The sequence below is a fragment of the Brevibacterium sp. genome (assembly GCF_022712115.1).
Lineage (GTDB): Bacteria > Actinomycetota > Actinomycetes > Actinomycetales > Brevibacteriaceae > Brevibacterium > Brevibacterium salitolerans.
Genome location: NZ_JALAHB010000199.1, coordinates 1 through 25,403 on the forward strand (window position 1 = coordinate 1; position 25,403 = coordinate 25,403).

The 25,403-nt window shown below is 71.3% G+C and carries 20 protein-coding genes; 4 read left to right on the top strand and 16 right to left on the bottom strand.

The genetic code is table 11. From position 1 onward, the window contains the following. Positions 1-449: 449 nt before the first annotated feature. The 10 genes from Q0A33_RS11335 to argC all read right to left on the bottom strand — a co-directional run bounded on the left by Q0A33_RS11335 (position 450) and on the right by argC (position 11,886). A complete protein-coding gene (locus tag Q0A33_RS11335; protein WP_291796499.1) occupies positions 450-1,478 on the bottom strand; it encodes a CPBP family intramembrane glutamic endopeptidase in 1,029 nt (342 codons plus the stop codon). Between the two features lie 100 nt (positions 1,479-1,578). After that, the gene (gene tyrS, locus Q0A33_RS11340; protein ID WP_291796503.1) at positions 1,579-2,868 is read right to left on the bottom strand and encodes a tyrosine--tRNA ligase; all 1,290 of its coding nucleotides are present in this window, start codon (positions 2,866-2,868) and stop codon (positions 1,579-1,581) included. A 199-nt stretch (positions 2,869-3,067) separates the two neighbouring features. Beyond that, positions 3,068-4,522: an argininosuccinate lyase gene (gene argH / locus Q0A33_RS11345; protein ID WP_291796505.1), complete on the bottom strand. Its 1,455-nt coding sequence runs from the start codon at positions 4,520-4,522 to the stop codon at positions 3,068-3,070. After that, the gene (locus Q0A33_RS11350) at positions 4,519-5,730 is read right to left on the bottom strand and encodes an argininosuccinate synthase (RefSeq protein WP_291796509.1); all 1,212 of its coding nucleotides are present in this window, start codon (positions 5,728-5,730) and stop codon (positions 4,519-4,521) included. The genes argH and Q0A33_RS11350 overlap by 4 nt, the downstream gene beginning before the upstream one ends. Before the next feature lie 61 nt (positions 5,731-5,791). Next, positions 5,792-6,331: an arginine repressor gene (gene argR / locus Q0A33_RS11355; RefSeq protein WP_291796512.1), complete on the bottom strand. Its 540-nt coding sequence runs from the start codon at positions 6,329-6,331 to the stop codon at positions 5,792-5,794. Between the two features lie 7 nt (positions 6,332-6,338). Then, positions 6,339-7,277: an ornithine carbamoyltransferase gene (argF, locus tag Q0A33_RS11360; RefSeq protein ID WP_291796515.1), complete on the bottom strand. Its 939-nt coding sequence runs from the start codon at positions 7,275-7,277 to the stop codon at positions 6,339-6,341. Beyond that, positions 7,274-8,515, bottom strand: a complete 1,242-nt coding sequence (locus tag Q0A33_RS11365; RefSeq protein WP_291796518.1) for an acetylornithine transaminase — start codon at positions 8,513-8,515, stop codon at positions 7,274-7,276. Before Q0A33_RS11365 ends, argF begins: the two co-directional genes overlap by 4 nt. Beyond that, positions 8,512-9,483 (bottom strand): acetylglutamate kinase, encoded by a 972-nt coding sequence (argB, locus tag Q0A33_RS11370; RefSeq protein ID WP_291796521.1) that lies wholly within the window; start codon positions 9,481-9,483, stop codon positions 8,512-8,514. The genes Q0A33_RS11365 and argB overlap by 4 nt, the downstream gene beginning before the upstream one ends. 110 nt (positions 9,484-9,593) lie before the next feature. Then, positions 9,594-10,754 carry a bifunctional glutamate N-acetyltransferase/amino-acid acetyltransferase ArgJ gene (gene argJ / locus Q0A33_RS11375; protein WP_291796524.1) on the bottom strand — a complete coding sequence of 387 codons (1,161 nt, stop codon included), beginning with the start codon at positions 10,752-10,754 and terminating at the stop codon, positions 9,594-9,596. 37 nt (positions 10,755-10,791) lie between these two features. Further along, positions 10,792-11,886 carry an N-acetyl-gamma-glutamyl-phosphate reductase gene (gene argC / locus Q0A33_RS11380; protein WP_291796528.1) on the bottom strand — a complete coding sequence of 365 codons (1,095 nt, stop codon included), beginning with the start codon at positions 11,884-11,886 and terminating at the stop codon, positions 10,792-10,794. Positions 11,887-12,092: 206 nt separating this feature from the next. Between argC and Q0A33_RS11385 the strand changes: the two genes are divergently transcribed. The 4 genes from Q0A33_RS11385 to Q0A33_RS11400 all read left to right on the top strand — a co-directional run bounded on the left by Q0A33_RS11385 (position 12,093) and on the right by Q0A33_RS11400 (position 15,887). Beyond that, positions 12,093-13,064, top strand: a complete 972-nt coding sequence (locus Q0A33_RS11385; protein ID WP_291796558.1) for a quinone oxidoreductase — start codon at positions 12,093-12,095, stop codon at positions 13,062-13,064. Positions 13,065-13,256: 192 nt separating this feature from the next. Next, positions 13,257-14,222, top strand: coding sequence for an ATP-binding cassette domain-containing protein (locus Q0A33_RS11390; protein ID WP_291796531.1), 966 nt, complete (start codon positions 13,257-13,259; stop codon positions 14,220-14,222). Continuing rightward, entirely contained in the window at positions 14,222-14,944 is a 723-nt protein-coding gene (locus Q0A33_RS11395; RefSeq protein WP_291796534.1) for a methionine ABC transporter permease, read from the top strand. The genes Q0A33_RS11390 and Q0A33_RS11395 overlap by 1 nt, the downstream gene beginning before the upstream one ends. A gap of 103 nt (positions 14,945-15,047) precedes the next feature. Next, positions 15,048-15,887, top strand: a complete 840-nt coding sequence (locus Q0A33_RS11400) for a MetQ/NlpA family ABC transporter substrate-binding protein (protein ID WP_291796537.1) — start codon at positions 15,048-15,050, stop codon at positions 15,885-15,887. A gap of 105 nt (positions 15,888-15,992) precedes the next feature. On the opposite strand, the gene Q0A33_RS11405 is transcribed toward Q0A33_RS11400, so the two are convergent. The 6 genes from Q0A33_RS11405 to Q0A33_RS11430 all read right to left on the bottom strand — a co-directional run. Continuing rightward, a complete protein-coding gene (locus Q0A33_RS11405) occupies positions 15,993-18,083 on the bottom strand; it encodes an AarF/ABC1/UbiB kinase family protein (RefSeq protein ID WP_291796540.1) in 2,091 nt (696 codons plus the stop codon). Positions 18,084-18,165: 82 nt separating this feature from the next. Continuing rightward, positions 18,166-19,065, bottom strand: a complete 900-nt coding sequence (locus Q0A33_RS11410; protein ID WP_291796543.1) for an SDR family oxidoreductase — start codon at positions 19,063-19,065, stop codon at positions 18,166-18,168. Continuing rightward, positions 19,062-21,611 (bottom strand): phenylalanine--tRNA ligase subunit beta, encoded by a 2,550-nt coding sequence (gene pheT, locus Q0A33_RS11415; RefSeq protein WP_291796545.1) that lies wholly within the window; start codon positions 21,609-21,611, stop codon positions 19,062-19,064. Before pheT ends, Q0A33_RS11410 begins: the two co-directional genes overlap by 4 nt. Beyond that, complete coding sequence (gene pheS / locus Q0A33_RS11420) at positions 21,611-22,675, bottom strand: phenylalanine--tRNA ligase subunit alpha (RefSeq protein ID WP_291796549.1); 1,065 nt, start codon at positions 22,673-22,675, stop codon at positions 21,611-21,613. Before pheS ends, pheT begins: the two co-directional genes overlap by 1 nt. Positions 22,676-22,752: 77 nt before the next feature. Then, on the bottom strand, positions 22,753-23,676 hold the full coding sequence (locus Q0A33_RS11425; RefSeq protein WP_291796552.1) for an RNA methyltransferase: 924 nt from the start codon (positions 23,674-23,676) through the stop codon (positions 22,753-22,755). A 28-nt stretch (positions 23,677-23,704) separates the two neighbouring features. After that, positions 23,705-25,403 (bottom strand): PQQ-binding-like beta-propeller repeat protein (locus tag Q0A33_RS11430; protein WP_291796555.1); only part of this gene is annotated, 1,699 nt, incomplete at its 5' end.

Here is a 25,403-nt window from a genome sequence, read left to right on the forward strand (position 1 = left end):
ACACCAGTGTGCCGGTCGTGCTGTCTACAGGTTCGTATTCAACCCGGCATAAACACCACACCCACCAGAACGGGGTCCAGCACGTGTGGCATCCAGCTCATCAATCAAATAAACTGGCATCATAAAAAGCTACAAAAATGCATGAACACGCTATTGAGTTCTCAAAGAACAGACACACAAACCCCTACTACCCACAACCACACGGCCATGACCCTCAAAGATTGGTGAACCACTCCGACCAGACGGAGCGCTGAACCAGCTTACCGTCAAGCCTTCGCATCCGCAAACCGACTCGCCGTCAGTCCGTGGGGTACTCACTTCCCGGTCGCTGTCCCGTCCCGCGCTGTGCGCTCTGGCCGGGGCAACGAGATGTAACTCTAGACCGAGGCGGCCCGGGCAGGCAACTCAGAACCCCGTGACCTGCATCGCAGACTGGAACACCCGGGTTCTCACTCCGTTGGCTTCACCGACTCCCGTCCGCGAACCGCGGCCACAATCGTCCACACCAGGATGCCTGCCCCGCACACGATCCACCCGGCGGCACCGAGCGGACCGGCCAGCGCTCCGTCCGCCGGAGTCGCTCCGCCGATCAGGAGATAGATGCCCGCGGCACCGTTGAGTGCACCGTGTGCCACGACCGCGGGCCACACCGTCCTGCAGCGGAGCCGGAGCCACGAGAACCAGGCCCCCACTCCTATGCACCCGGCGATCATGAGGAGGACACCGGTCATGTCCGGACGCGCGAAGTTGTACCCGAGCAGAATCAGCGGCGCATGCCACACTCCCCACACCACACCGGAGAGCAGCAGGGCGAGCGACACTCCCGTACGAGAGACCAGTGCCGGCAGCAGGTAGCCGCGCCAGCCCAGCTCCTCACCCGCGGCAAGGAGCCCATTGGGAAGCACGGCGGCGAAGGGGATCATCGCCAGTTGCGCCGCGACCAGGGCACCCACCGGAAGGCCCGCCTGGGCCGCCGCCGGGCCGATGGCGGGGAAGGTCGTGTCCACGTGGAGCCAACCGCAGGCGACAGCGACGCCCACGGAGGCCGCCACGAGCACACATGTGCCGAGGATGCCGAGCGCGCAGCTCTCCAGCAGGCGCAGCAGTGCGCGGCTGCGAGACTGCGCGGGCTCCACGCCGGGTGCGGCGACCACACCCAGCACACGGAGCATCTCGCGGAACCTCACGCCCTCCACCCAGCGCAGGGTGATCCACGCGGCGAGCAGCGGGGTGAACATCATGGCCGAGGGAAGCACCGCCACGGCGGTGACGAACGCCTGGCTCTCGCCCAGGCTCTGGAGCGCCGCCGGGTCCACGAGGCCGGAACGATCGCCGAACACCGGTACGCCGGCGGTGAAGTACCAGAGCGGAGCGGCGACGCACCAGGCCAGAACCAGCGCGAGGAGACTGAACACGAGGATCCCGCGCCACGACGCCGGCTGCTCCCGCTGCCATGTGCCTGCTCGCGTCACCATCATGTCCACTTCCTCTCCCCGTGTGCGTCTCCGCCGGCGCTGATGCCGCTCACTCCGCTCACCGGTCCGGTCCGCTCACCCTCCGGTCCGCCGCTTGATCCGGTCAGCTGCCGGAGACCACCAGGGCGCCCAGCGTCTTCTTGCCGCGGCGCAGGACGATCACACCGTGCTCGCCGGCGGCCAGCACGTCGTCGGTGGACAGCACGGCGTCCTCACCGGAGACCTTGACGTTGTTCACGTAGGCCCCGCCGTCCTTGAGCGCGCGGCGGGCCTCGGACCTGGACTTCACGATCCCGGCCTCGGCGAAGGCCTCCGCCACCGGCAGCCCCGCCGCGACGGCGGCGGCGCTCACGGTTCCCTGCGGCAGCTCGGCCGTGGCGGCGGCGAGGACGTCCGGGGCGATGGCCCGCAGCTCTCCTCCGCGGAAGAGGGCCTCGGCCGCGGCGAACGCCTGCGCGGTCTGCTCCTCGCCGTGCACCAGCGCCGTGATCTCCTCCGCGAGGGCCTTCTGCGCGAGCCGCGTGTGCGGAGCCTCCTCGAAGCGCACCCGGATGTCCTCGATCTCCTCCAGGGAGCGGAACGAGAACACCTTGAGGTACTTCACCACGTCGCGGTCGTCCGCGTTGAGCCAGAACTGGCTGAAGGCGTAGGGGCTCGTGAGCTCCGGGTCCAGCCAGACGGTGCCGCCCTCCGTCTTGCCGAACTTGGTGCCGTCCGCCTTGGTGATGAGCGGTGTCGCCATCGCGTGGACCGTCTTCTGCTCCACCCGCCGGACGAGGTCCGTACCGGAGGTGAGATTTCCCCACTGGTCCGAACCGCCCGTCTGCAGGGTGATCCCGTGCCGGCGGTAGAGCTCGAGGAAGTCGTTGCCCTGGAGGATCTGGTACGAGAACTCCGTGAACGAGATGCCGTGCTCGCTGTTGAGCCGCGTCGACACGGTCTCCTTGGCGAGCATGCGGTTGACGGAGAAGTGCTTGCCCACGTCGCGCAGGAAGTCGATCGCGGTCATCTGCCCGGTCCAGTCGAGGTTGTTCACCATCTGCGCCGCGTGGGGCCCGGAGAAGTCGAGGAAGCGCTCGATCTGGGAGCGGATCCGCTCGACCCAGCCGTCCACGACCTCGCGCGGGTTGAGGGTGCGCTCCCCGGACATGCGCGGATCGCCGATCAGACCGGTCGCGCCGCCCACCAGGGCGAAGGGATTGTGGCCGGCCTCCTGCAGCCTGCGGGCGAAGAGGATCTGCACGAGGTTGCCCATGTGCAGGCTGGGCGCCGTGGGGTCGAATCCCACATAGAAGTTCACGGCCTCCTCGCGCAGCGAGCGCCGGAGCGCGTCTTCGTCGGTGGACAGGGCCACCAGGTCGCGGGCCTGGAGCTCGCTGAGGATGTCGGTCACGGTGTTCCTTTCGCTTCTCTCGCGCCGCCCGCCCCTGCAGCCGAGGTCCCGGCCGGGTCGCGGTCGCACGCCGTGCCAATTCTAGACATCCGTGCGGAGCGGACAGGAAACTGCCCGCTCCGCCCCGGCGAGGAGCCGAGGAGGAACGGGCGGTGCCGGCGCGGTCGGACCGCACGGCGGAGTCCGGGGCGGCGGAGGATCAGCGCAGGCGCTGACCCGCGAACTCCCGCAGGGCGGACAGCTGCGCACGTGCGTTCTCCAGCTGCGCGGCGACGGCCGCGCGGGCGGTGCCGCCCTTGGCGCTGCGCGAGTCGATGGACCCGTGCGTGGTGAGGACCTCGCGCACCTCCGGAGTGAGATGCGCGGAGATGCCCGCGTAGTCCGCGCCCGTGAGGTCCCACAGCTCCACGCCGCGGGACTCCGCGAGCGCCACGGCCTCGCCGGAGAGCTCGTGCGCCACCCGGAACGGCACGCCCTGACGGACGAGCCACTCCGCGATGTCCGTGGCAAGGGCGAATCCGCGGGGAGCGAGGTGCTCCATGCGGTCCGTGTGGAACACCAGGGTCGCGACCATGCCCGTGAAGGCGGGCAGCAGCAGCTCCAGGGTGTCCGTGGCGTCGAACACCGGCTCCTTGTCCTCCTGCAGATCACGGTTGTAGGCCAGCGGCAGGGCCTTGAGCGTGGACAGGAGACCGGTGAGGTCGCCGATCAGACGGCCGGCCTTGCCGCGCGTGAGCTCCGCGACGTCCGGGTTCTTCTTCTGCGGCATGATCGAGGAGCCGGTCGAGAAGGCGTCGTCGAGGGTGATGAAGGAGAACTCCTTCGTCGCCCACGCGATGATCTCCTCGCTGAGCCGGGACAGGTCGACGCCGATCATCGCGGTGACGAAGGCGTACTCCGCGAACACGTCCCGGGAGGCGGTGCCGTCGATCGAGTTCTCCACCGAGTCCGCGAAGCCCAGCTCCGCGGCGACGGCCTGCGGGTCCAGCCCCAGGGAGGATCCGGCGAGCGCACCGGAGCCGTACGGGGAGACCGCGAGGCGGGCGTCGAGGTCGCGCAGCCGCTCCACGTCCCGCATGAGCGGCCAGGCGTGCGCGAGCAGGTGGTGCGCCAGCAGCACCGGCTGGGCGTGCTGCAGGTGCGTGCGCCCCGGCATGGGTGCCTCCGGGTGTGCGGCGGCCTGCTCCACCAGCGCCTCGACCACGTCGAGGACGAGGCCCGCGATCACGCGCGCATGATCGCGCAGATACATGCGCCCCATAGTCGCGATCTGATCGTTGCGCGAACGGCCCGCCCGGAGGCGGCCGCCCAGCTCCGGTCCCGCGATCTCCATGAGGCCGCGCTCCAGGGCGGAGTGGACGTCCTCGTCGGAGTCCGCGGCGGTGAAGGTGCCGTCGACCACGCGCGCCTCGAGGGTGTCGAGGGCCTCGAGCATGCCCCGCAGATCCTCGTCGGAGAGCAGTCCCGCGCGGGAGAGCACCCGGGCGTGGGCCCGCGAACCGGCGATGTCGTAGCGGGCGAGGCGCCAGTCGAAGTCCGTCGACTTCGACAGCTGGGCGAGCGCATCCGCGGGGCCGGCGGCGAACCGGCCGCCCCACAGGCTGACGCGCTCCTCTCCCCCGCCGCTGCCCGGGGCCTCGGCGGCTGAGCTCACAGCTCGTTCCGTCCGAACTTCACGTCGCGGGCCGCAGCCTGCTTCGAGGACAGGCCGTAGATGTCGATGAAGCCGCGGGCGGCGGACTGGTCGAACGTCTGGCCCTCGTCGTAGGTGGCGAGTCCGAAGTCGTAGAGCGTCGAGTCCGAGCGGCGGCCCTCGACGGTCGCGCGGCCGCCGTGCAGGACCATGCGGATCTCACCGGACACGTACTCCTGGGAGGCGTCGATGAACGAGTCCAGGTTCTTCTTCAGCGGCGAGAACCACTGGCCGTCGTAGACCAGTTCGGTCCAGCGCTGGTCCACGAGCTTCTTGAAGCGGGCCTGCTCACGCTCGAGCGTGATGTTCTCCAGCTCGCGGTGCGCGCTGATGAGCGTCATGGCGCCCGGGGCCTCGTAGACCTCGCGGGACTTGATGCCCACGAGGCGGTCCTCGACGATGTCGATGCGGCCGATCCCCTGTGCGCCCGCACGCTGGTTGAGCTCCTCGATGGCCTGCAGCGGCGTGACGTCGCGGCCGTCGATCCTCACCGGGACGCCCTGGGCGAACTCGATCGTGACCTCGTCCGCCGGCGGCGGGAACGCCGGATCGTCGGAGTAGTCGTAGACGTCCTTGGTGGGGCTGTTCCAGATGTCCTCGAGGAACCCGGTCTCCACGGCCCGGCCCCACACGTTCTGGTCGATGGAGAACGGGTTGGACTTGGTGGTGATGATGGGGAGCTCGTTGCGCTCCGCGTACTCGATGGCGGCCTCACGGGTGAGCGCGAGGTCCCGGACCGGTGCGATGCACTTCAGGTCCGGCGCCAGCGAGGTGAGCGAGACCTCGAAGCGGACCTGGTCGTTGCCCTTGCCCGTGCAGCCGTGCGCCACGGTGGTCGCGCCGAACTGGCGGGCCGCGCGCACGAGGTGCTTGGTGATGAGCGGGCGGGAGAGCGCGGACACGTTGGGGTAGGAGTCCATGTACAGCGTGTTGGCCTTGAGGCCCTGCATGCAGTACTCGTCCGCGAACTCGTCGCGGGCGTCGGCCACATAGGCCTCGACCGCACCGCAGTCCAGCGCGCGCTGGCGGATCGTCTCGAGGTCCTCGCCGCCCTGGCCCACGTCGACGGCCATGGCCACGACCTCGGCGCCGGTGGCCTCGTGGATCCACCCGATCGCCACGGAGGTGTCGAGCCCGCCGGAGTAGGCGAGCACGATGCGTTCAGTCATTGCTTGTTCTCCTTAGTCATTCGCTTCGCGTCTAGTCTGCTACATCCGTCCGCCCGGCCGCTCACGCGTCCGGCATCCGTCCGTGCTCGCCCTGGCCGGCGAGTTCGAGGAACAGCCGCGTGAGCCGCTCGCCGTCCTCGTCCCCGGAGGCGATGACCACGACGGTGTCGTCGCCGGCGATCGTGCCGATCGCCCCGCGCACCACGGAGCGGTCGATCGCGCTCGCGAGGTACTGCGCCGCCCCCGGAGGGGTGCGGAGCACGACGAGCGCGCCGGAGCGCACCGCGCTCACGAGCACCTCCTCCAGCAGCCGCTGGAGCTTGGCGTCGAAGACGTCCGCGCCCTGTGCGGCGAAGAGGCCGGCCCGGTCGCCCCCTTCGCCGGGCACCGCGTACACCGCGCCCGAGGTGCCCCGCACCTTGACCGCGCCCAGTTCGCCCAGGTCGCGGGACAGGGTGGCCTGCGTGACCTTCACCCCGTGGTCCGCCAGCCGCCGCAGCAGCTCCGACTGCGAGGACACGGGCTCGCGCTCGATGAGGGAGACGATGAGCCTCTGGCGTGCGGTCTTGGTCTGCGGCTGCGCGGACTCGCCGTGGTCCATGCCGCTCTCAGCTCCGGGCCAGGAGCCAGGTCAGCAGCGCCTTCTGCGCGTGCAGCCGGTTCTCCGCCTCGTCGAACACGACCGAGGCCGGGCCGTCGATGACGGACGCGGCCACTTCCTTGCCCCGGTAGGCCGGCAGGCAGTGGAGGAAGATCGGATCGTTCCCCCGCTCCATGAGCTCCTCGGTCACCTGGTACTTCGCGAACGGGGACGCCTCGTCGTCACGGCCGGCGGCATCCTGGCCCATCGACACCCAGGTGTCGGTCACGAGGACGTCAGCGGCCTCGGCGGCGGCGACGGGATCGTCCGTGACGGTGAGCGAGCCACCGGTCGCGGAGGCGAGCGCAGTCGCCTCCGCCACGACGGACTCCGCCGGCTGGTAGCCGGCGGGGGCCGCGATGCGCACGTGCATGCCGGCGTTCACCCCGCCCAGGGCGTACGAGTTCGCCATGTTGTTCGCGCCGTCGCCGTAGTAGGTCAGGGTGAGGCCGGCGAGGCCGTTGCCCTCACCGGTGCCCCGATGCTCGCGGATGGTGAGGAGGTCCGCGAGGATCTGGCACGGGTGGTAGTCGTCGGAGAGCGCGTTGACGACCGGTACGCGGGAGTGCTCGGCCATCTCCTCGAGGCCGGCCTGGGCGAAGGTGCGCCAGACGATCGCGGAGACCATGCGTTCGAGCACGCGGGCCGTGTCCGCGATCGACTCCTTGTGGCCGAGCTGGCTCTCGCCGGGGTTGACGATGAGCGGGCTCCCGCCCAGCTGGGACACGCCCGCGGCGAAGCTCACCCGGGTGCGGGTGGAGGTCTTGTCGAAGAACACCGCCACCGTCTGCGGCCCCTCGAGCGGTCGCTGCGAGTACGGGCTCTCCTTCAGCGAGGCCGCGAGGTCGAGCACCTCGGCCTGCTCCGCCGGGGTGAGGTCGGTGTCCTTGAGGAAGTGCCGGGTCATGATGCTCCTTCTTCCGCGGCCTGGGCGGTGAGTGCCGCCCGGTGCGCGGATGCGACGATTCCGGGGAGTGCGCGGACGAATCCGAGCAGCTCCTCCTCGGTGATGATGAGGGGCGGGGCCAGCCGCAGGCGCGAAGCGGTCACGGGATTGACGATGTAGCCGGCCTCCAGCGCGGCGGCGGCGACCTCCTTGGCCCGTCCGTCCGTGAGCTCGACGCCGAGCAGGAGACCCGCACCGGTGACGTCCGCGACCTCGGCGAGGCCGCGCAGGGCGTTCCGCGCCGTGGTGCCCACCTGCGAGACCTGCTCCACGACGCCCTCGGCAGCGAGCGTCTTCAGGACCGCGTGCGCGGCGGCGGTCACCACCGGGTTGCCTGAGAACGTCGATCCGTGCTGGCCCGCCTGGAGCAGTCCGGTGACCGCGCTGCCGAAGGCGACGGTGGCGCCGATCGGCATGCCGCCGCCGAGGCCCTTGGCGAGCGTGACGACGTCCGGGCTCACCCCCTCCCCGATCTCCGGGTCCTGAAAGGCGAACCAGTGGCCGGTGCGGCCCACGCCGGTCTGCACCTCGTCGAGGACGAGCAGCGCGCCCACCGCGCTCGTGGCCTCCCGTGCCGCCGTGAGGTAGCCGGTGGGGTGGCGGCGCACGCCGGCCTCCCCCTGCACGGGTTCGAGGATCACGGCGGCCGTGTCCGCGTCGACGGCGGCGCGCAGCGCCGCCTCGTCGCCGAAGGGCACGTGCACCACCCCGGGCACGCCCGGTTCGAAGGGCGCACGGTAGGCGGCCTTCGAGGTGAGCGCCAGTGCACCCATCGTGCGTCCGTGGAAGGAGCCCTCGACGCAGACGATCTTCGACCGGCCGGTCCTGCGCGTGATCTTCAGCGCCGCCTCATTGGCCTCGGCCCCGGAGTTGGAGAAGAAGACCGTGGAGCCCTCCGGCGCCTTGAGCAGGGAGAGCAGCGTGTCCGCGGTCTCGATCTGCGGGCGGGAGGCGAAGAAGTTGGAGATGTGACCGAGCGTGGAGATCTGCTCCGTGACTGCCTCGACGATCGCGGGATGCGCATGACCCAGTGAGTTCACGGCGATGCCGGAGAGGAGGTCGAGGTACCGGGTCCCCGTCTCGTCCCAGACGTGGCATCCCTCGCCCTTCACGAGCAGGCGCTGCGGTGTGCCGAAGACGGGCATGAGCGCGCCGCGGTACTCCGACTGCCAGTCCGCGTGGTGGTCCGGATCGCTCATGTGTGTGCTCCTCCTGGATGTGCGGGGGTGTGTGCGCCCGCAGAGTGTGCGTCAGCGGTGTGCTGCGGTTCCGGCTCGTGCGTGACCATGGTGCCGATGCCCTCGGAGGTGAAGACCTCGATGAGGAGCGAGTGCGCCACGCGGCCGTCGATGATGTGCGCCTGGTGCACCCCGGCGTCCATCGCCTCCAGCGCGGCGGTCATCTTGGGGATCATGCCGGAGTCCAGGCGGGGAAGCAGCTCGCGCAGCTCCTCCGGGCTGATGCGCGAGATGAGGCTGTCCCGGTCCGGCCAGTCCCGGTAGAGCCCCTCGATGTCCGTGAGCATCACGAGCTTGTCCGCCCGGATGCGGCGGGCGATCGCTGCCGCGGCGAGATCCGCATTCACGTTGAGCGGCTTGCCCGCCTCCCCGCCCATCTCCGCGGCGATCGAGCAGATGACGGGGACCCGCCCGGCATCGAGCAGCTCGTGGAGGAACTGCGTGTTGACCTGCTGGATCTCGCCCACCCGGCCCAGCTCCACGACCTCGCCGTCCACCACGGCGGTGGTGGGGGTCGCGAGCAGCAGGTCCGCGTCCTCGCCGGAGAGGCCCACGGCCGCATCGCCGTTCATGTTGATGCGGGCCACGATCTCCCGATTCACCTGGCCCGCGAGCACCATGCGGATGACCTCGGCGGCCTCCTCGCTGGTGACGCGCTGGCCGGCGCGGAACTCGCTCTCGATGGCGAGCCTGCCCAGCATCGCGTTGATCTGCGGGCCGCCGCCGTGCACCACGACGGGTTTGAGGCCGGCGAAGCGGAGGAAGGCGATGTCGTCCGCGAAGCTCTGCTGGAGCTCAGGCGTGATCATGGCATTGCCGCCGTATTTGATGACGATGGTGGCGCCGGCGAACTCCTTGATCCACGGCAGGGCCTCCGTGAGCACCGCGGCCTTGGACTGCGCCTGCACGAACCGCTCCTCGCTGTTCATCTCAGCAATTCCCCTCTCCCCGACCACTGTGGGCCGCGGTGTCGATTCCGCCGCTGCCGCCGCTCCGACCTTCTCTCTCCAGCCGGCATGAACCCGCCGCTGCACTGCGCTCACGTCGAGTACGCACTGTTCTCCTCCACATAGTCGTGGGTGAGGTCCGAGGTCCACACCGTCGCGGACTCCTCACCGGCATGGAGGTCGATGACCACGTCCACGCGGCGGGAGAAGACCACCTGCTCCGGATCCGCGTCCGGGGTGGAGCCGGTGCAGACCTGCACGCCGTTGATGGCGACGTCGATGGCGGTGGGTTCGAACTCCGCATCCGTCACGCCCACCTGCGCCACGACCCTGCCCCAGTTGGGGTCCTCACCGAAGATCGCGGCCTTGAAGAGGTTGGAGCGGCCGACCGCGCGGCTCACCGTGACGGCGTCGGCCACCGTGGCCGCGCCCCGCGTCGTGATCGCGATGTCGTGATGCGCGCCCTCCGCGTCGACGTGGAGCTGACCGGTGAGGTCGAGGCACGCCTGGGTGATCGCCTCCGTGAGCTCGGCCTCGCTCGGACTCGTGCCGGAGGCGCCGGAGGACATGAGGATCACGGTGTCGTTGGTGGACATGCAGCCGTCCGTGTCAAGGCGGTCGAAGGACACGGAGGTCGCCGCGCGCAGGGCGCGGTCGAGGACCTCCTGGTCCACGGCGGCGTCCGTGGTGAGGACGACGAGCATGGTCGCGAGCCCCGGTGCGAGCATGCCCGCGCCCTTGGCCATGCCGCCCACGCGGTAGCCCTCCCGCTGCAGCGCCACCGTCTTGGCCACGGTGTCCGTCGTCATGATCGCCTCGGCGGCGCTCCTGCCGTGCGCGTCCTCCGCACCCGCGGCCTCGACGAGCCCGGGCAGCCCCTCGACGATCCTGTCGCGGAAGTCCTGACCGCCCACGCCGATGAGGCCCGTGGAGCACACCAGCACGTCCACCGGGGAGACCCCGAGGAGCGCGGCCGCACGCTCCGCGGTGAGATGCGTGGTCTGGAAGCCGAACTCGCCGGTGTAGCAGTTGGCTCCGCCGGAGTTGAGGACGACGGCCCTGGCACGGCCGTCAGCGCTGGCCTGCTCCGACCACAGCACGGGGTTCGCCTTGCAGCGGTTGGAGGTGTACACGGCCGCGACGGCGTCCGCCGGCCCGTCGTTGACGACGAGTGCGAGGTCCGGCTTGCCGGAGGGCTTGAGGCCCACCGTGAGCCCTGCGGCGGAGAAGCCCTGCGGATGGGTGACGGTCATCGGTGCGCTCCTGACGGGAAGTGGGGGTGGTGGGTGCTCACGGCGCGACGCCGTCGACGGGGAGGGCGAGCGCCTCGTCCAGGCCCAGCGCGAGATGCGCGGACTGGAGCGCCTGGCCGGCGGTGCCGCGGACCAGGTTGTCGATCGCGGCGGTGACGAGGACGGTGCCGGCGCGGTCGTCGATCCCGTACTGGAGATGCGCGGAGTTCGACCCGGTCACGGAGCCGGTGCGCGGCCACTGCCCGGTGGGGAGGACGGTGACGAAGGGCTCCTCACCGTAGGCGGAGGCGAAGGCCTCCTCGGCCCGCGCAGGGGCTTCGGCCGCGGAGACCCCGGCGGCGAGCGGTGCGCTCACGGTCGCGTGGATGCCGCGGGCCGTCGGCACGAGGGTGGGGGTGAAGGAGATGCGGACGCCGCCGTCGTGCTGCTCCTGGGCGGGGATGCCGAGCACCCGGGCGAGGTTCTGCTCGATCTCCGGGATGTGCCGGTGGGTGCCCGCCTGCGAGTACGAGCTCACGTCGCCGAGGATCTCGCCGGCCAGCAGGTGCGGCTTGAGCGCCTTGCCCGCGCCGGAGACCCCGTTGGCCAGCGTCGCGGTGAGGCAGGTGGGATCGACGAGGCCGGCGGCGAGGAGCGGCTGGACGGCCAGGGTCACCGCGGTGACGTTGCAGCCCGGCACCGCGATGCGCTTCGCCTCCCGCAGCACCTCGCGCTGCTTCGTCCCGTCTGCGTGCATGAGCTCCGGCAGCCCGTAGTCCCAGCTGCCCTGGTGCTCGCTCCGGTAGAAGTGCTCCCACGCCCACGCCGAGGTGAGCCGGTGGTCCGCGGCGAGGTCGAGGATGAGGGTCTCCGGGCTCGTGGCGGCGAGCTCCGCCGCGATGGCGCCGGAGGCCCCGTGCGGCAGGGCGAGGACCACGACGTCGTGGCCGGCGAGCGTCTGCGCGTCGGAGGGCCTGATGACCATGTCCGCGTACGAGCCGAGGTGCGGCTGGTGGGCGCCGAGGCACTCTCCCACCGTGGAGTGCCCTGCCACGGTGGTGACGGAGAGCTGCGGGTGGCGGGCGAGGAGGCGCAGGACCTCGCCCCCTGCATAGCCGGTGGCGCCGGAGACGGCGACGGTGAAGGTCTGCATATGCATAACCATACGCACCATCGCGTTTTTATCCAAGTCCGGGGAGGGGCGCCCTCGCGCACTCCCTCCCGGCCTCCGCGCGGTGAGACGCTCCGCACAGTGAGACGCGGGCCTCCCTCAGGGCGTTCCGGCTCCTACGATGGGAGCGACCGGACGACGACGGCACGCGCGGCGTGCAGGCGAAGGAGCAGAGCATGGCTGAGCAGATGAAGGCGGTCCGCGCGATGAGCGCAGGAGGCCCCGAGGTCCTGGAGTACGGCACGGCCGACGCACCCGCGGCCGGCCCCGGCGAGCTCCTCGTGGACGTGCGGGCCGCCGGGGTGAACTTCATCGACACCTACCGGCGCTCCGGCGTCTATCCCATGGGCTATCCGCACATCGTGGGCGTCGAGGGCGCCGGCGTGGTGGCCGAGGTGGGCGCGGGCGTCACGGACTTCTCCCCCGGCGACCGCGTGGCCTGGCACGACGCCCCCGGCTCCTACGCCACCCGCGTGGCCGTGGCGGCGGACATGGTCATGCGCGTGCCGGAGGGCGTGGACTTCGAGGCCGCCGCAGCCCTCCCCCTCCAGGGGCTCACCGCGCAGTACCTGGCCACGGGCTCGCACCGGGTGGAGGCCGGTCAGACGGCCCTCGTCCACGCCGCCGCCGGCGGTGTGGGCCTGCTCCTCACGCAGATCGTCAAGCATCTGGGCGGGCGCGTGATCGGCACCGTCTCCACCGAGGAGAAGGCGGAGCTCGCCCGTGCGGCGGGCGCGGACGAGGTCTTCCTCTACGGCGACGGCGTCGACGTGGCGCAGACGGTCCTCGACCTCACCGGGGGCCGCGGGGTCGACGTCGCCTACGACGGGGTCGGCAGGGACACCTTCGACGCGTCGCTGAAGGCCACCGCCGTCCGCGGTTCGCTCGTGCTGTTCGGCGGGGCGAGCGGACAGGTTCCGCCGTTCGACATCCAGCGGCTCAACTCCGGCGGCGGACTCTTCCTCTCCCGGCCGTCGCTGCAGTGGTTCGTGCGCACACCGGAGGAGCTGCGCGAGCGCTCCTCCATGCTCTTCGACGGACTGGAGACCGGCTGGCTGGACTTCCGCGTGGGGCAGACCTTCCCGCTCGCGGACGCTGCCGAGGCCCACCGCGCACTCGAGGGCAGGCGGACGACGGGCAAGGTCGTCCTGGTGCCGTGAGGCGAACGGGAGCCGCCCCTCGCGCCGCTCCCGTGTGAGGAGTCACAGTCCGTCACAGTCACGTGGCGGACTGTGACGTTCTGTGTCGATTCTGGTCGTACTCCTCAGTAGGGTGGCCCACCCTTGAGTGGCATGCCGCAGGCGTGCGCCGGCGGCATGCCGGCCCGCAGAGGTCTTCAGGGGGACGCACACGTGATCGAACTGACCGAGCTCCGGAAGGAGTTCGCCGGGGTGACCGCTCTGGACGGCATCACCCTCCGCGTCGAGGAGGGCTCGATCCACGGGATCGTGGGCCGGTCCGGCGCCGGCAAGTCCACCCTCATCCGCTGCCTCACAGGCCTGGAGCGCGCGAGCTCCGGGCAGGCGCTCATCGCCGGCACGGACATCACCCAGCTCAGCAGCGCCCGGCTCCGGGCGGCACGCCGGAACATCGGCATGGTGTTCCAGCACGCCAATCTCCTCGACTCGCTCACGGCGCTGGGCAACGTCGAGCACCCGCTGCGCGTGGCCGGTGTGCCGCGGAGCCGGCGGCGCTCCCGCGCCCTCGAGCTGCTCGAGCTCGTGGGCCTGGCCGATCGCGCGCAGAACCATCCGGCGCAGCTCTCCGGCGGTCAGCAGCAGCGGGTGGGCATCGCCCGCGCACTCGCCTGCGAACCCAAGATCCTGCTGTGCGACGAGCCCACCTCGGCGCTGGACTCCTCGACCACCAGTCAGATCCTGCAGCTCATCTCCTCGCTGCGGGACCGCCTGGGCATCACGGTCCTCATCATCACCCACGAGATGGCCGTGGTCCGCGAGATCTGCGACTCCGTCACCCTCCTGGCCGCGGGCCGGGTCCAGCAGAGCGGGTCACTGGGCGAGATCCTCAGCGCGCCCGGCACTCCCCTGGCCAAGGACCTCGTGCCGCTGCCCCACGTCCCCGCGGCCCAGGAGGGCACCAGCGTGGAGGTCGCCCTGGCCGGCACCTCGGTCTCCGCGCTCTTCGACGCGGCCCGCGCGGCCGGCACGCCCATCGTCTCCGTGGAGGCCGGCACGCTCGAGGTCATCGACGGCGTGCAGACGGGCCGCCTCCGCATCACCCCCGAGCGGCCGGAGCACCGGGCCACGCTCGTCCGTGCGCTGGCCAGCGCCGGCTACCACGTGGAGGACGCCGCCTGATGCACACCCTGTACTCCCACGCCGTGCTCACCGCCGTCACGCCGCGCGAGCGCCCCACCTGGTTCGACAACCCGGCCATCACGGTCGAGGCGCTGCCGTCCCTGGGCGAGACGATGCTCATGATCCTCTTCGCCACTCTGTTCTCCGTGGTGGTCGGCCTGCCGCTGGGGATCTGGCTCTACTCGAGCGCCCGCGGCGGGCTCGCCCCCAACGGCGTGGTCTACCGCGTGCTGTCCGCCGTCGTGGACATCACCCGCTCCATCCCCTTCATCATCCTCATGATCGCGCTCATCCCCTTCGCCCGCTTCGTCACGGGGGCGGCACTGGGCTGGCAGGCCACCGTCGTCTCCCTCACGGTGGGAGCCATCCCGTTCTACGCCCGCCTCGTGGAGAGCGCGCTGCGGGAGATCCCCGGCGGCAAGATCGAGGCCGTGCAGATGATGGGGGCGAGCAACTGGCAGATCATCCGCCAGGTCCTCGTGCCGGAGGGCCTGCCCGGCCTCGTCTCCGCCGCGACCGTCACCGCCGTCACGCTCGTGGGCTACACGGCGATGGCCGGCGCCGTGGGCGGAGGCGGCCTCGGCGCACTGGCGATCTCCTACGGATACCAGCGCTACCAGGCGGACACCATGATCGCCTGCATCGTCCTGCTGGTGGCAGTCGTCATGCTGCTGCAGCTGCTGGGCGACGCCCTGGCGAAGGCCGTCGACCACCGCAGGTGAGCGCGGCCCCTCCCCGCGGCCGGCGCACGCGGCTCCGCGCTGCCCGCTTCCATACCGTCCCATGACCCCACCCGACCTCGCACACATCCACACAAGGAGCATCATGCGCAAGCACCTCGTCCTCGCGGCCGCCGTCGCGGCGACCGCCCTCACCCTCTCCGCCTGCGGCGCCGGCGGCGGAGAGTCCTCCGTGGGCACGGAGGCGGACGGCGTCACCACCCTCAAGGTGGGCGCCACCCCCGTCCCCCAGGGCGACATCCTCAACTTCGTCGACGAGAACCTCGCCGCGGACGCCGGCCTGGACATCGAGGTCGTCGAGTACACCGACTACACGCTGCCCAACAAGGCGCTGGTGGACGGCGACATCGACGCGAACTACTTCCAGCACATGCCCTACCTGCAGTCCGAGGTGGACGGCCAGGGCTACGAGATCGCGGCGTTCGAGAGCATCAACATCGAGCCCTTCGCGCTGTTCTCCGAGTCCGTCGACAGCGTCGACGAGCTGCCGGACGGCGCGCAGGTCGGCATCAACAACGATCCCTCCAACCAGGGACGCGCGCTCGACCTCCTGCAGAAGTCCGGCGTCATCACGCTCGACGACTCCGTGGACGTGACGACCGCGACCATCCACGACGTGGCGGAGAACCCCAAGAACCTCGAGTTCGTCGAGGCCGACGCCGCACAGCTCGCCCGCACGCTCGCGGACGTCGATGCCTCCGTCATCAACGGCAACAACGCGCTCGAGGCAGGCCTGTCCCCCACGAAGGACGGCATCCTCGTCGAGGAGGCCGAGGGCAACCCCTACGGCAACTTCCTCGCGGTGCGCTCTGGTGACGAGGAGAACGAGGCCATCGTCAAGCTCGACGAGCTGCTCCACTCCGATGAGGTCCGCACCTTCATCGAGGAGAACTGGCCCGACGGTGAGGTCGCTCCCGCCTTCTGAGCCGGCGGCGGGCCGGGCTGCACAGCCCGGGCCGAACGCCGCGATCCCTCAGGCGACGTCCGCGGTTCCACGGCGTCCCTGAGGGATCGCGGCATTCAGGAGGTGCTACCAGAGCAGGGCGCGGCGGTCCCGCAGCGCAGGTGCGAGCACGAGTCCGGCCAGCACCATGCCCGCCATGAGCACCCAGGCGCCGAAGTACGTGAAGATCGTGAGCTGCTCCGCCAGCGGCGGGCCGAAGTCGAACGCCATCATCACGACACCGCCCAGCACCAGGGCCGTGGCGAGCACCACCTGGACGAGCTGGTCCACCACCGTGCGCACGAGGTTGCGGATGAGATCCGTCGTCAGCCCGCTCGTGCCGATGTCGAGGCTGCCGTCCTGCAGGTGCTTGACCACACGGGACACCTCAATGGGCAGAGAGGCCAGCGCCGGCAGCGTCGCGTTCGCGTAGAGCGCCGTGTCGTCGAGGGTCTTCCGGAGGTTCCGGGAGCCCGCGAGCACCTCTCTGCCGTGCGAGCGGACGAGACCGAGCAGATCGCTGCGCGGGTCGAGCTTCCGGAGGCTGTCCTCGAGCGTGGTGATGGCCCTGAACGCCTGTGCGACAGCGGTGGGCATCGCGAAGCCGTGGTCGAACACGAAGTCCAGCAGCTCCCGGAAGAAGCCCGAGGCCGCTCCGCCCGAGCGGCCGGCCGCCGTGGGATCGGCGCTCTGGCTGGGCTCCTCCGCGCCGCCGGAGTCGAAGCGCAGCATGATCTGGCCGATCTCCCGCTGCATCCGCCGCAGGTCCGTCCCGGGCGGCATGCCGAACATGTCGATGACGGCGTTGGTCGCCGCCTGCGAGTTCTGCTTGTCGAAGGCCAGCAGCAGTGTGAGCACGTCGCGGCGGTCCCGCGCGTCCAGGCGCCCGACGGCGCCGAAGTCGATGAGGCCCAGCGTGCCGTCCGGCGCGACCATGATGTTGCCCGGGTGCAGATCCGCGTGGAAGACCCCGGTGTCCAGCATCTGGCGGGCGATCGTCATGAACAGCTGCTCGCACATCTCCCGGCGCACCAGCGTGGACGTCCCGGCCAGCGCCTCCGCGCTGCGGGACAGCGGCCGGCCCGCCATCCTGTCCATGACCAGCACCCGCTCGCCGGAGAGCGCGCCGTAGACCTCCGGGATGCGCACGATGCCGCCGCGGGGCGCGTCGTCCGGGGCGCCGGAGCCCGCTCGCCCGCCCAATGCGGTGGAGACCTGTGCGACGGAGCGGCCGAGGATCGTCATCTGGCGGGCCTCGCCCCGGTAGTCCAGCTCCTCCGCCAGCGACTCCACGAACCCGCGGGCGATCTCCACGAGCCCGATGCTCTTGGCCCACTGCGCGGAGTTCTCGAACCGCTCCGCGAGATTCATAATGATGGCGGAGTCCGCACGCACCTGTCTGCGCAGATTGGGCCGCTGGACCTTGACGACGACCTCCTCACCGCTGTGCAGGACCGCGCGGTGCACCTGCGCCACCGAGGCCGCCGCGAGGGGCTCCTCGTCGAACTCGCGGCACACCTCCTCCAGCGGACGCCCCCAGGCCTTCTCCAGCTCCGGCCGGATGGTGGAGAAGGGCACCGGCGGCACCTCCGACTGCAGCGCGGAGAACTCCTCGACGAACTCGCTGGGGATCATGTCCGCACGCGTGGCGACGAACTGCCCCAGCTTGACGAAGGACACCCCCGCGGCCGCGAGCGCCTCCGCCGCCGTCCGTGCGAGCTCCCTCCGCGAGACGCGCAGGCTGGGCACTCGCGGTTTGAGATACCGGCGCAGGCCGAAGCGGAACAGGATGCCCTGGATCTCCCACAGCCGCCTGGTGGTCCGGTACCAGGACGGCATCCGCGCCGCCGTCCGCGCCACCTGCGTGAAGGAGCCCGAGGGCAGCACCAGTTCGATGGCCAGCATGACGTAGAGCTGGATGGTGAGGAACCAGCCGAAGATGAGCAGGAACACCATGACGGCAGGGAAGCTCATCCCCAGGAACGGCACGTCGCCGCGCTGGGTGATCTGCAGCATCTCGAACGCCTGCAGGGTCACCGGCCAGATGGACAGGCCCATGACGAGGGAGACGAGCGTGTTGCGCAGAGCGCCGGTCCCCACCGTGATGAGACGCCGGACGAGCGCCCCCACGACCACGGCATTCACGAGTCCGAGGACGATGGTCCAGAAGACGTTCATGCCACCCTCCCGGGAACGAGCCGAACTGCGGTGCGAGGACAGTGCACGGCGGCGGAGCAGCGTCTCCGCCGCCGTGACCAGGCTACATGGGCACGGTGAGCACCCGGGTCCCGTCGGAGAGGTCTCCCGGGATGAGACCGGAGGCCGCTTCGCGCAGCGCAGCCGGGGTGTCCCTGCCGGCCCGCACGAACCTTCCGGTCCAGGCGTCCAGCTCCCCGGACGCCAGCGTGAGAGCCAGCTCGACGACGTCCGCGGGATCCGTCCAGTCCGCGGCCGTGCGGTGATCGTGCATGGGCATCGACTTCGTCATGTCCGACTCGATGACGCCCGGTGCCATCTCGAACACCCGCAGGCCCCGTTCGTGGCCGTAGTCCACGAGCGACTGGGCGAGGCGGAACAGTCCGGCCTTCGACGCAGAGTAGGCCGCGTGCGCGGACGTGCCCTGCGCGCCGGAGCCGGAGTTGAGATCGATGATCCGCACCGGCGCCCCGCTGGACTCCGCGGTCGCCAGGAGCCCGGGCAGAAGCGCCCGGGTCACCCGGAAGGCGCCCACGAGATTGGTCTCCAGCACGGCGGCCATGTCCTCGGCGTCGATCTCCCAGACCGGGCCCTCCGCCTTCTCCACGATGCCGGCGTTGTTCACCAGCACACACAGCGGCGCGTCCCACTCCCGGCCCAGCGCCTCGACCGTCTCCGCGAGCGCGGCCACGGAGGCCGGATCCGTCTGGTCCAGAGCCGTGCCGCGGACGCGCGGAGAGAGCACCGGGGCCGAGGCGCCGGCGCCTGCCGCTGCCGCGATCTCACCGGCCGCACGCTGTGCGGACTCGTCCCCACGGGCGGTGAGGAGCACCGGGTACCCGGCACGGACGAAACCCTCCGCCAGATGCCGCCCGATCCCCCGGGCACCTCCGGTGACGAGCACGAGGCTGTGCGCGTAGGCCGCACTGCCGGCTGCCCGGCCTCCTGCATCAGCCGCCGTCATGACCGGACCTCCGCGCCGTGTGCCGCAGCGGCCGCGGCGGTGGCCCGCTCCCGCAGCGCGGAGGCCTCATCGGCCGTGAGCGTGCGATCCGCGGCGCGGAAGGTCATGCGCAGCGCCAGGGACTTGCGACCGGCCGGCACCTGGTCCCCGCTGTAGACGTCGAACACCTCCAGCGACTCCAGCTCCTCACCCGCAGCGGTGCGCAGGGTCTCCATGAGCTCCGCTGCCGGGAGCGCGGCGTCGACCACGAGCGCCACGTCCTGCCGCGACACCGGGTAGGTCGAGAGCACGCCCGCCCACGTGCGCGAATCGGGTTCTGCCACGAGCGCATCGAGATCGATCTCGAAGGCCACGGTGCGTGCAGGCAGGCCCAGGTTCTCGCACACCTTGGGGTGGAGCTCGCCGGCCCAGCCCAGCACGGCGCCGGAGGCGAGCTCGATCCGGGCGCAGCGGCCGGGATGCCACGGCGCACGCGCGTCCGCCCTCACGGTGACGGTCTGCCCGCAGCTGCGGGCGATCTCCCGGACGAGCTCGATCGCGTCATGTGCGTCCGCCCGGCGGCCGGCACCGGCCACGGACGGCGGCACCGCGTGGCCGGCGAGCACACCGGCGACGTGGAAGGGCTGGTGAGGGACGCTGCCGAAGACGTCCTCCAGCTCCGCGGCCGTGGGGTGGTAGCCCGGCAGGAAGCGCGGACCCGGACGGTCGCTGGGGCGCCCGCCCTCGGTGACCTGGCCGGCCTCGAAGACCGCCACGTCCTTGAACCCGCGGCCGGTGTTGCGCACCACGGCGTCCGTGAGGGTGGCGAGGAGGCTTGAGCGCATGAGCGGCCGGTCCTCGCCCAGCGGGTTCGCGATCCGCACCATCGCCCTGCGCGGGTCGTCCTCGCCCAGCAGCATCTGATCCGCGCGCTCCGCCGAGGTGAAGGGATAGGTGAGCACCTCGCTCAGCCCGGAGTCCGCCAGCAGGTTCGACACGCGGCGGCGCGCCCGCTGGGCGGCGGTGAGACCGGAGCCGCCCGGTGCCTGCGGCACCACGGAGGGGATCTCCCCGTAGCCGCCGGCACGGACGATCTCCTCGACCAGGTCCACGCCCTCGGTGAGGTCCGGACGCCAGCTGGGCACCGTCACGCGCAGCATCGGCACCGCTGCGTCCGCGTCCGCCGGCACGGCCTCGGCACCCACGGCGGCGAGCAGGTCGACGACCTCCTCCTGCGAGTACTCCACCCCCACCCGGCGCGTCGCCAGGTCCGCGGGCAGGTCGATGACGCGCCGTGCCGGGGCGCTGCCCGCCTCGGTCACGTGGGGGCTCACCGTGCCGCCCGCCAGCTCCGCCAGCAGGTCCGCCGCACGCCGCGCCGCCGCGGGCCCGAGCTCCGGGTCCACACCGCGTTCGAACCGCCGGGCCGCCTCACTGGGGAGCTTGTGCCGGCGCGCCGTCCGCGCGATCGTCACCTGGTCGAAGTGGGCCGCCTCCAGGACGATGTCCGTGGTGGCGTCCGTGACCTCGAGTGCGGCCGAGCCCATGACACCGGCCAGGCCGATGATGCGGCTCCCCGGCGCACCGTCGCCGGCGTCCGTGATGAGGAGGTCCTCCGGGTCGAGCGTGCGGGTGACGTCGTCCAGTGTCGTGAGCTTCTCACCCGCCTGCGCACGGCGGACGGTGATGGTCCCGGAGAGCTTGGCCGCGTCATAGGCGTGCAGCGGCTGCCCGAGCTCCAGCATCACGTAGTTGGTGACGTCCACCGCGAGGCTGATGGGCCGCATGCCCGCCTCCAGCAGCCTGCGCTGCATCCAGAACGGCGTGCGCGCCTGCGGGTCAGTACCGGTGACGGTCACGGCGGTGAAGCGCGAGCAGCCGGGCACGCCGTGGATCGGGGCGGCATCCGCGAGCTCCACCGGATACCCCTCGGCGTCCGGTGCCTCGACCTGGACATCCGCCGGATCCGCGAACTCCTGCCCCTTGAGCATGGCGAACTCGCGCGCGATCCCGCGCATGCTCAGCTGGTAGCCGCGGTCCGGGGTGACATTCACGTCGAGGGTGACGCGGTCGAGGCCCAGCAGGGCGGTGGCGTCGTCCCCGGGCTGCAGCGCGGCGAGCTGCTGCTCGTCCAGGCCCAGGCGGGTGAGGACGATGATCCCGTCGTGGTCCTCGCCCAGCCCCAGCTCCCGGGCGGAGCAGATCATGCCGTCGGACACGTGGCCGTACGTCCTGCGCGCTGCGATCGCGAAGTCACCGGGCAGCACCGCACCCGGGAGAGCGGCGACGACGAGGTCGCCGGCGGAGAAGTTGTGCGCGCCGCAGACGATGCCGCGCGGTGCGTCCTCGCCCACGTCCACCTGGCACCAGTTGACGGTCTTGCCGTTGGAGTGCTCCTCCGGCTCCGCCGAGAGGACCCGGCCCACCGTGAGCGGGCCGGAGACCGTGGGACCGAAGAAGTCCTCCTCCTCCAGTCCGATGCCGGCGAGCTCCGCGGCGAGGGCGTGCGGATCCGGTGAGACGGAGGTGTCGACGTAGTCGGAGAGCCATTCGAGGGGGACGCGCATCAGGCGTTCACCCCGAAACGAGCGGAGAAGCGCAGATCGCCTTCCACCATGTCATGCATGTCGTTGATGCCTTCCCTGAGCATGAGCGTCCGCTCGATGCCCATGCCGAATGCGAATCCCTGGTACTCCTCCGGGTCCAGCCCGGCCGCGCGGATGACATTGGGGTGGACCATGCCGCAGCCGCCCCACTCGATCCAGCCGGCGCCGCCCACCTTCTGCGGGAACCAGAAGTCCATCTCCGCACTGGGCTCCGTGAAGGGGAAGAAGGACGGTCGCAGACGCGTGAGCGACTCCGGGCCGAACATAGCGCGTGCGAACTCGTCGAGCGTGCCCTTGAGGTTCGCCATCGTCAGACCGCGGTCGATCGCGATGCCCTCGACCTGGTGGAACACGGGTGTGTGGGTGGCGTCGAGCTCATCCGTGCGGAACACCTTGCCCGGACAGACGACGTAGAGGGGCACCCCGCGCTCCAGCAGGCTGCGGGACTGCACGGGAGAGGTGTGGGTGCGCAGCAGCAGGCCGGCCTCCGGCGGATCCGCGAAGAAGGTGTCCTGCATCTGCCGCGCCGGGTGGTCCGGGCCGAAGTTCAGCGAGTCGAAGTTGAGCCACTCCGCCTCGATCTCCGGGCCCTCGGCCACCTCCCAGCCGTGCGCCACGAAGTGGTCCGCGATCTGCTCCTGCAGCAGCTGGAGAGGATGCCGGGCACCGGCGAGCCGGCGGGGTGCCGGCAGGGTGACGTCGATCGCCTCCGCGACCAGCACCTCGGCGTCCCGCTTGGCCTCCAGCTCTGCGAGCCGGGCGGCATGGGCCTTGTTCACGCGACCGCGGGACTGGCCGACGATCTTGCCCGCCGCGGCCTTCTCCTTCTTCTCGAGGGAGCCGATCTGCCGGTTGGCGAGGGCGAGTGGGGAGCGGTCCCCCATGTGCGCGATCTTCACGGCCTTGAGCTCTTCGAGGTCGCCGGCGGCGGCGAAGGCGGCCAGCGCGGCCTCCACTGCGGCGGTGACCGCCGCCTCGTCGCGGGGGTCGACGGGTGGCTGTTCGGCAGCACTGGGCTGAGTCATCTGCCTGCTTTCTCCTCACGGATGCTGTTCAACACGGATGAGTCTATCCGTGCACGCCGGCCGCGCCGTGCGGCAGGTCAGAGACGCACGTGCTTGGCCGACTCGTAGATGCAGATGCTCGCCGCGGTGGCGAGATTGAGGCTCTCCGCCCGGCCGTAGAGGGGGACGGCCACCGCGGAGTCGCACTGCGCACGGTCCGCCTCCGGCAGCCCCCAGGCCTCGTTGCCGAACACCCAGGCGGTGGGCCGGGTGAGGTCCAGGCCGGTGTCCCAGGGGACGTGGAGGTCGTGCGCCGGCGGATGCGCGTCCGCGGCCAGCACCTGGAGGCCGCGCGCGCGGGCGAGCTCTGCGACCTCCGGCAGGCCCACGTTCGTCACCACGGGCACATGGAACAGGGAGCCGGCGGTGGAGCGCACGGTCTTGGGGTTGTAGACGTCGACGCTCGAGGAGGTGACCACCACGGCGTCCGCGCCCGCCGCGTCCGCCACGCGCAGCACGGTGCCGGCATTGCCGGGGTCACGCACCTGCGAGAGCACGACGACGAGCCTGGCCTGCCTGGTGAGGACGTCCGCGAGCTCCACGTCCAGCTGTTCGACGACGGCGAGGATGCCCTGGGAGGCGACGGTGTCGGTGAGGCCGGCCAGCGCCTCGGCCGTTGCCTGCCGCACGCGCAGCCCCGCTCCGCGGGCTGCCTCGACGACGTCCGGGTGCCGCTCGGCGGTCTCCGGAGTGGCCCACACGTCCAGGACCGCACCGGCGGGGCGCGGTTCGCGGCCCTCCTCGTGCTGCCCTGCGGTCGCGGCGACCGGCCGCAGCTCACCCTGGCGGCGCACGGCCTCGCGCACGGCCTGCGGACCCTCGACGAGGAAGCGGCGCTCCCGCTTCCGCCCGGTGCGCCGGAGCAGCTTGCCCGCCTCCTTGAGCTTGGAGGACAGGGGGTTGCGGACCTCCGGCCCGGTGAGAAGGGGGTGGACAGGGGCCGATTCAGGGGTAGCGCTCATGGGCCAGAGCCTAGCGGGCCGCGCGTGCTCAGCCGAACATGCGGCCGGCCTCATAGACCTCGAAGCCGCCGTCCGCCTGCCCGCGCATGAGCAGGTAGAGGTGGTACTCGTCCGCAGGGCCGTCCGGCATCGACACACCGCACACCACATCCCCGGCACGCACCTCCTCCTCCCAGGCGGTGGGCTGGCCGCTGAGCGTCTCGCCGCTGTGGAAGCGGTACTCGTCGAGGGAGAAGGCGCTCTCGCCCATACCGGCGGGAGTGGCGTTCGACGACACCGGCTCGCAGGCGCCCACCGTGTTCCCCTCGAAGTGCACGCTGCGCACCGTGGGCGGGTCCGCGGCGGTCCCGTCGCCCAGCACCTCCTCGAGTGAGTCCATCACCCTCTGCGTCGCATGGGCGGAGGCCGCCTCGTCGTCCCCGGCTCCCACCGCATCCACGAAGGCCTGCACGCTCTCCTGCGACGGCATGCGCACATCGCCCGAGGGCGTGTGGAAGACCGTGTCCGCGTGGACCATCCGCTCCCCGTCCCACCGGTAGGCGAGATCCGCGGAGCCGGACTTGCCACAGGCGTGGCAGGAGTCGTCGCCGTAGAGGTCGAGGCCCCGCAGGTTGAAGGTGAGCACCGGACCCATCGCGCCCAGGTCCGCCATCGCGGGCTCCATCGCCGAGGCCTGCAGGTCCTGCCTCTGCCCCTCGGCGGGATCGCCCCACACCTCGACGGAGTCGAGCAGGGTGAGCCCCGCGTCGTAGATGCCCACGGAGGGATAGGCGTACGCTCCGCCGCCGAAGCAGGAGAAGCTCACCGCGGTCGCGGGCGACTCGCCCAGCCGTGTGGGCCTGACCTCGTCGATCACGACGCTGCCGTAGGAGTCCGCGCCGCTGCCCTGGGCGGTGCCGTCCCGGAACTCGCCCTGGCCTGTGAATGTCCCGTCGTCCTCCTCCCCCAGGTACTCCGTGGAGTAGTGGAGGCCGAAGGCCGCGCAGGTGGGCGGCAGCTCGAACGTCGCATTCTCGAAGGCCTCCCGGCCGGGGCCGAGGACGGCACCGCCGCCCTCCTGTCCGGGCTCGGGCGGCTGCGCCCGGGCCTGCTCCTCCCCCGTGGAGGCGTCGAAGCCGAAGACCGTGAACACGCCGTCCGCCACGGTGCGGAGCTGTCCGCCGCTCACGGTGAAGCTGGTGAGCCCCGGGACCTCCAGGGTCCAGAGCACCTCGCCCGTGGCCGCGTCGAGACCGCGGACCGCGTCAGCGGCACCCAGCACCAGCACGTCGTCCTCGAGCGCCCAGCCGGGCTGCGCCGTGAGCGAGCCCAGCCCGGTGACCGCTGCCGAGGCCGCATCGAGACCCCGCTGCCACAGGACCTCCTCCGGGCTCACCACTGCGAGCACCGTTCCGTCCGAGACGGCCCACGGGCCGGTTCCGGTCCGCCCCGCATCCTCGGATTCCTGCACGTCCTCCACCGGACCGACCATCCGCACCGGTCCCTCCTGATCGAGGGACACACCCGCATACGGTTGGCCCGCGGGACCGAGCAGGGTGCCGTCCTCCTCGAGCTCGAGCGGCACCGCGGCCGTGGCAGGATCGGCGGCCTCTTCGTCGGGGCGGCTCCCGTCCGTGCCGGCACCCTCCGCACCGGTCTCGTCCGCATCGCCCTCACCGGGAGTGATCTCCCCGGTCTCCCGGTCGATGCGCACGTCGCCGCACACCAGCGCCGCGCCGTCGGCCGCG

Coding starts and splice junctions, on each gene's coding strand:
- Q0A33_RS11335 (WP_291796499.1), bottom strand. CDS start 1,478: ATGATGGTGACGCGAGCAGGCACATGGCAGCGGGAGCAGCCGGCGTCG.
- Q0A33_RS11350 (WP_291796509.1), bottom strand. CDS start 5,730: ATGACTGAACGCATCGTGCTCGCCTACTCCGGCGGGCTCGACACCTCC.
- argR (WP_291796512.1), bottom strand. CDS start 6,331: ATGGACCACGGCGAGTCCGCGCAGCCGCAGACCAAGACCGCACGCCAG.
- argF (WP_291796515.1), bottom strand. CDS start 7,277: ATGACCCGGCACTTCCTCAAGGACACCGACCTCACCCCGGCGGAGCAG.
- Q0A33_RS11365 (WP_291796518.1), bottom strand. CDS start 8,515: ATGAGCGATCCGGACCACCACGCGGACTGGCAGTCGGAGTACCGCGGC.
- argB (WP_291796521.1), bottom strand. CDS start 9,483: ATGAACAGCGAGGAGCGGTTCGTGCAGGCGCAGTCCAAGGCCGCGGTG.
- argJ (WP_291796524.1), bottom strand. CDS start 10,754: ATGACCGTCACCCATCCGCAGGGCTTCTCCGCCGCAGGGCTCACGGTG.
- argC (WP_291796528.1), bottom strand. CDS start 11,886: ATGCAGACCTTCACCGTCGCCGTCTCCGGCGCCACCGGCTATGCAGGG.
- Q0A33_RS11385 (WP_291796558.1), top strand. CDS start 12,093: ATGAAGGCGGTCCGCGCGATGAGCGCAGGAGGCCCCGAGGTCCTGGAG.
- Q0A33_RS11395 (WP_291796534.1), top strand. CDS start 14,222: ATGCACACCCTGTACTCCCACGCCGTGCTCACCGCCGTCACGCCGCGC.
- Q0A33_RS11400 (WP_291796537.1), top strand. CDS start 15,048: ATGCGCAAGCACCTCGTCCTCGCGGCCGCCGTCGCGGCGACCGCCCTC.
- Q0A33_RS11405 (WP_291796540.1), bottom strand. CDS start 18,083: ATGAACGTCTTCTGGACCATCGTCCTCGGACTCGTGAATGCCGTGGTC.
- Q0A33_RS11410 (WP_291796543.1), bottom strand. CDS start 19,065: ATGACGGCGGCTGATGCAGGAGGCCGGGCAGCCGGCAGTGCGGCCTAC.
- pheT (WP_291796545.1), bottom strand. CDS start 21,611: ATGCGCGTCCCCCTCGAATGGCTCTCCGACTACGTCGACACCTCCGTC.
- pheS (WP_291796549.1), bottom strand. CDS start 22,675: ATGACTCAGCCCAGTGCTGCCGAACAGCCACCCGTCGACCCCCGCGAC.
- Q0A33_RS11425 (WP_291796552.1), bottom strand. CDS start 23,676: ATGAGCGCTACCCCTGAATCGGCCCCTGTCCACCCCCTTCTCACCGGG.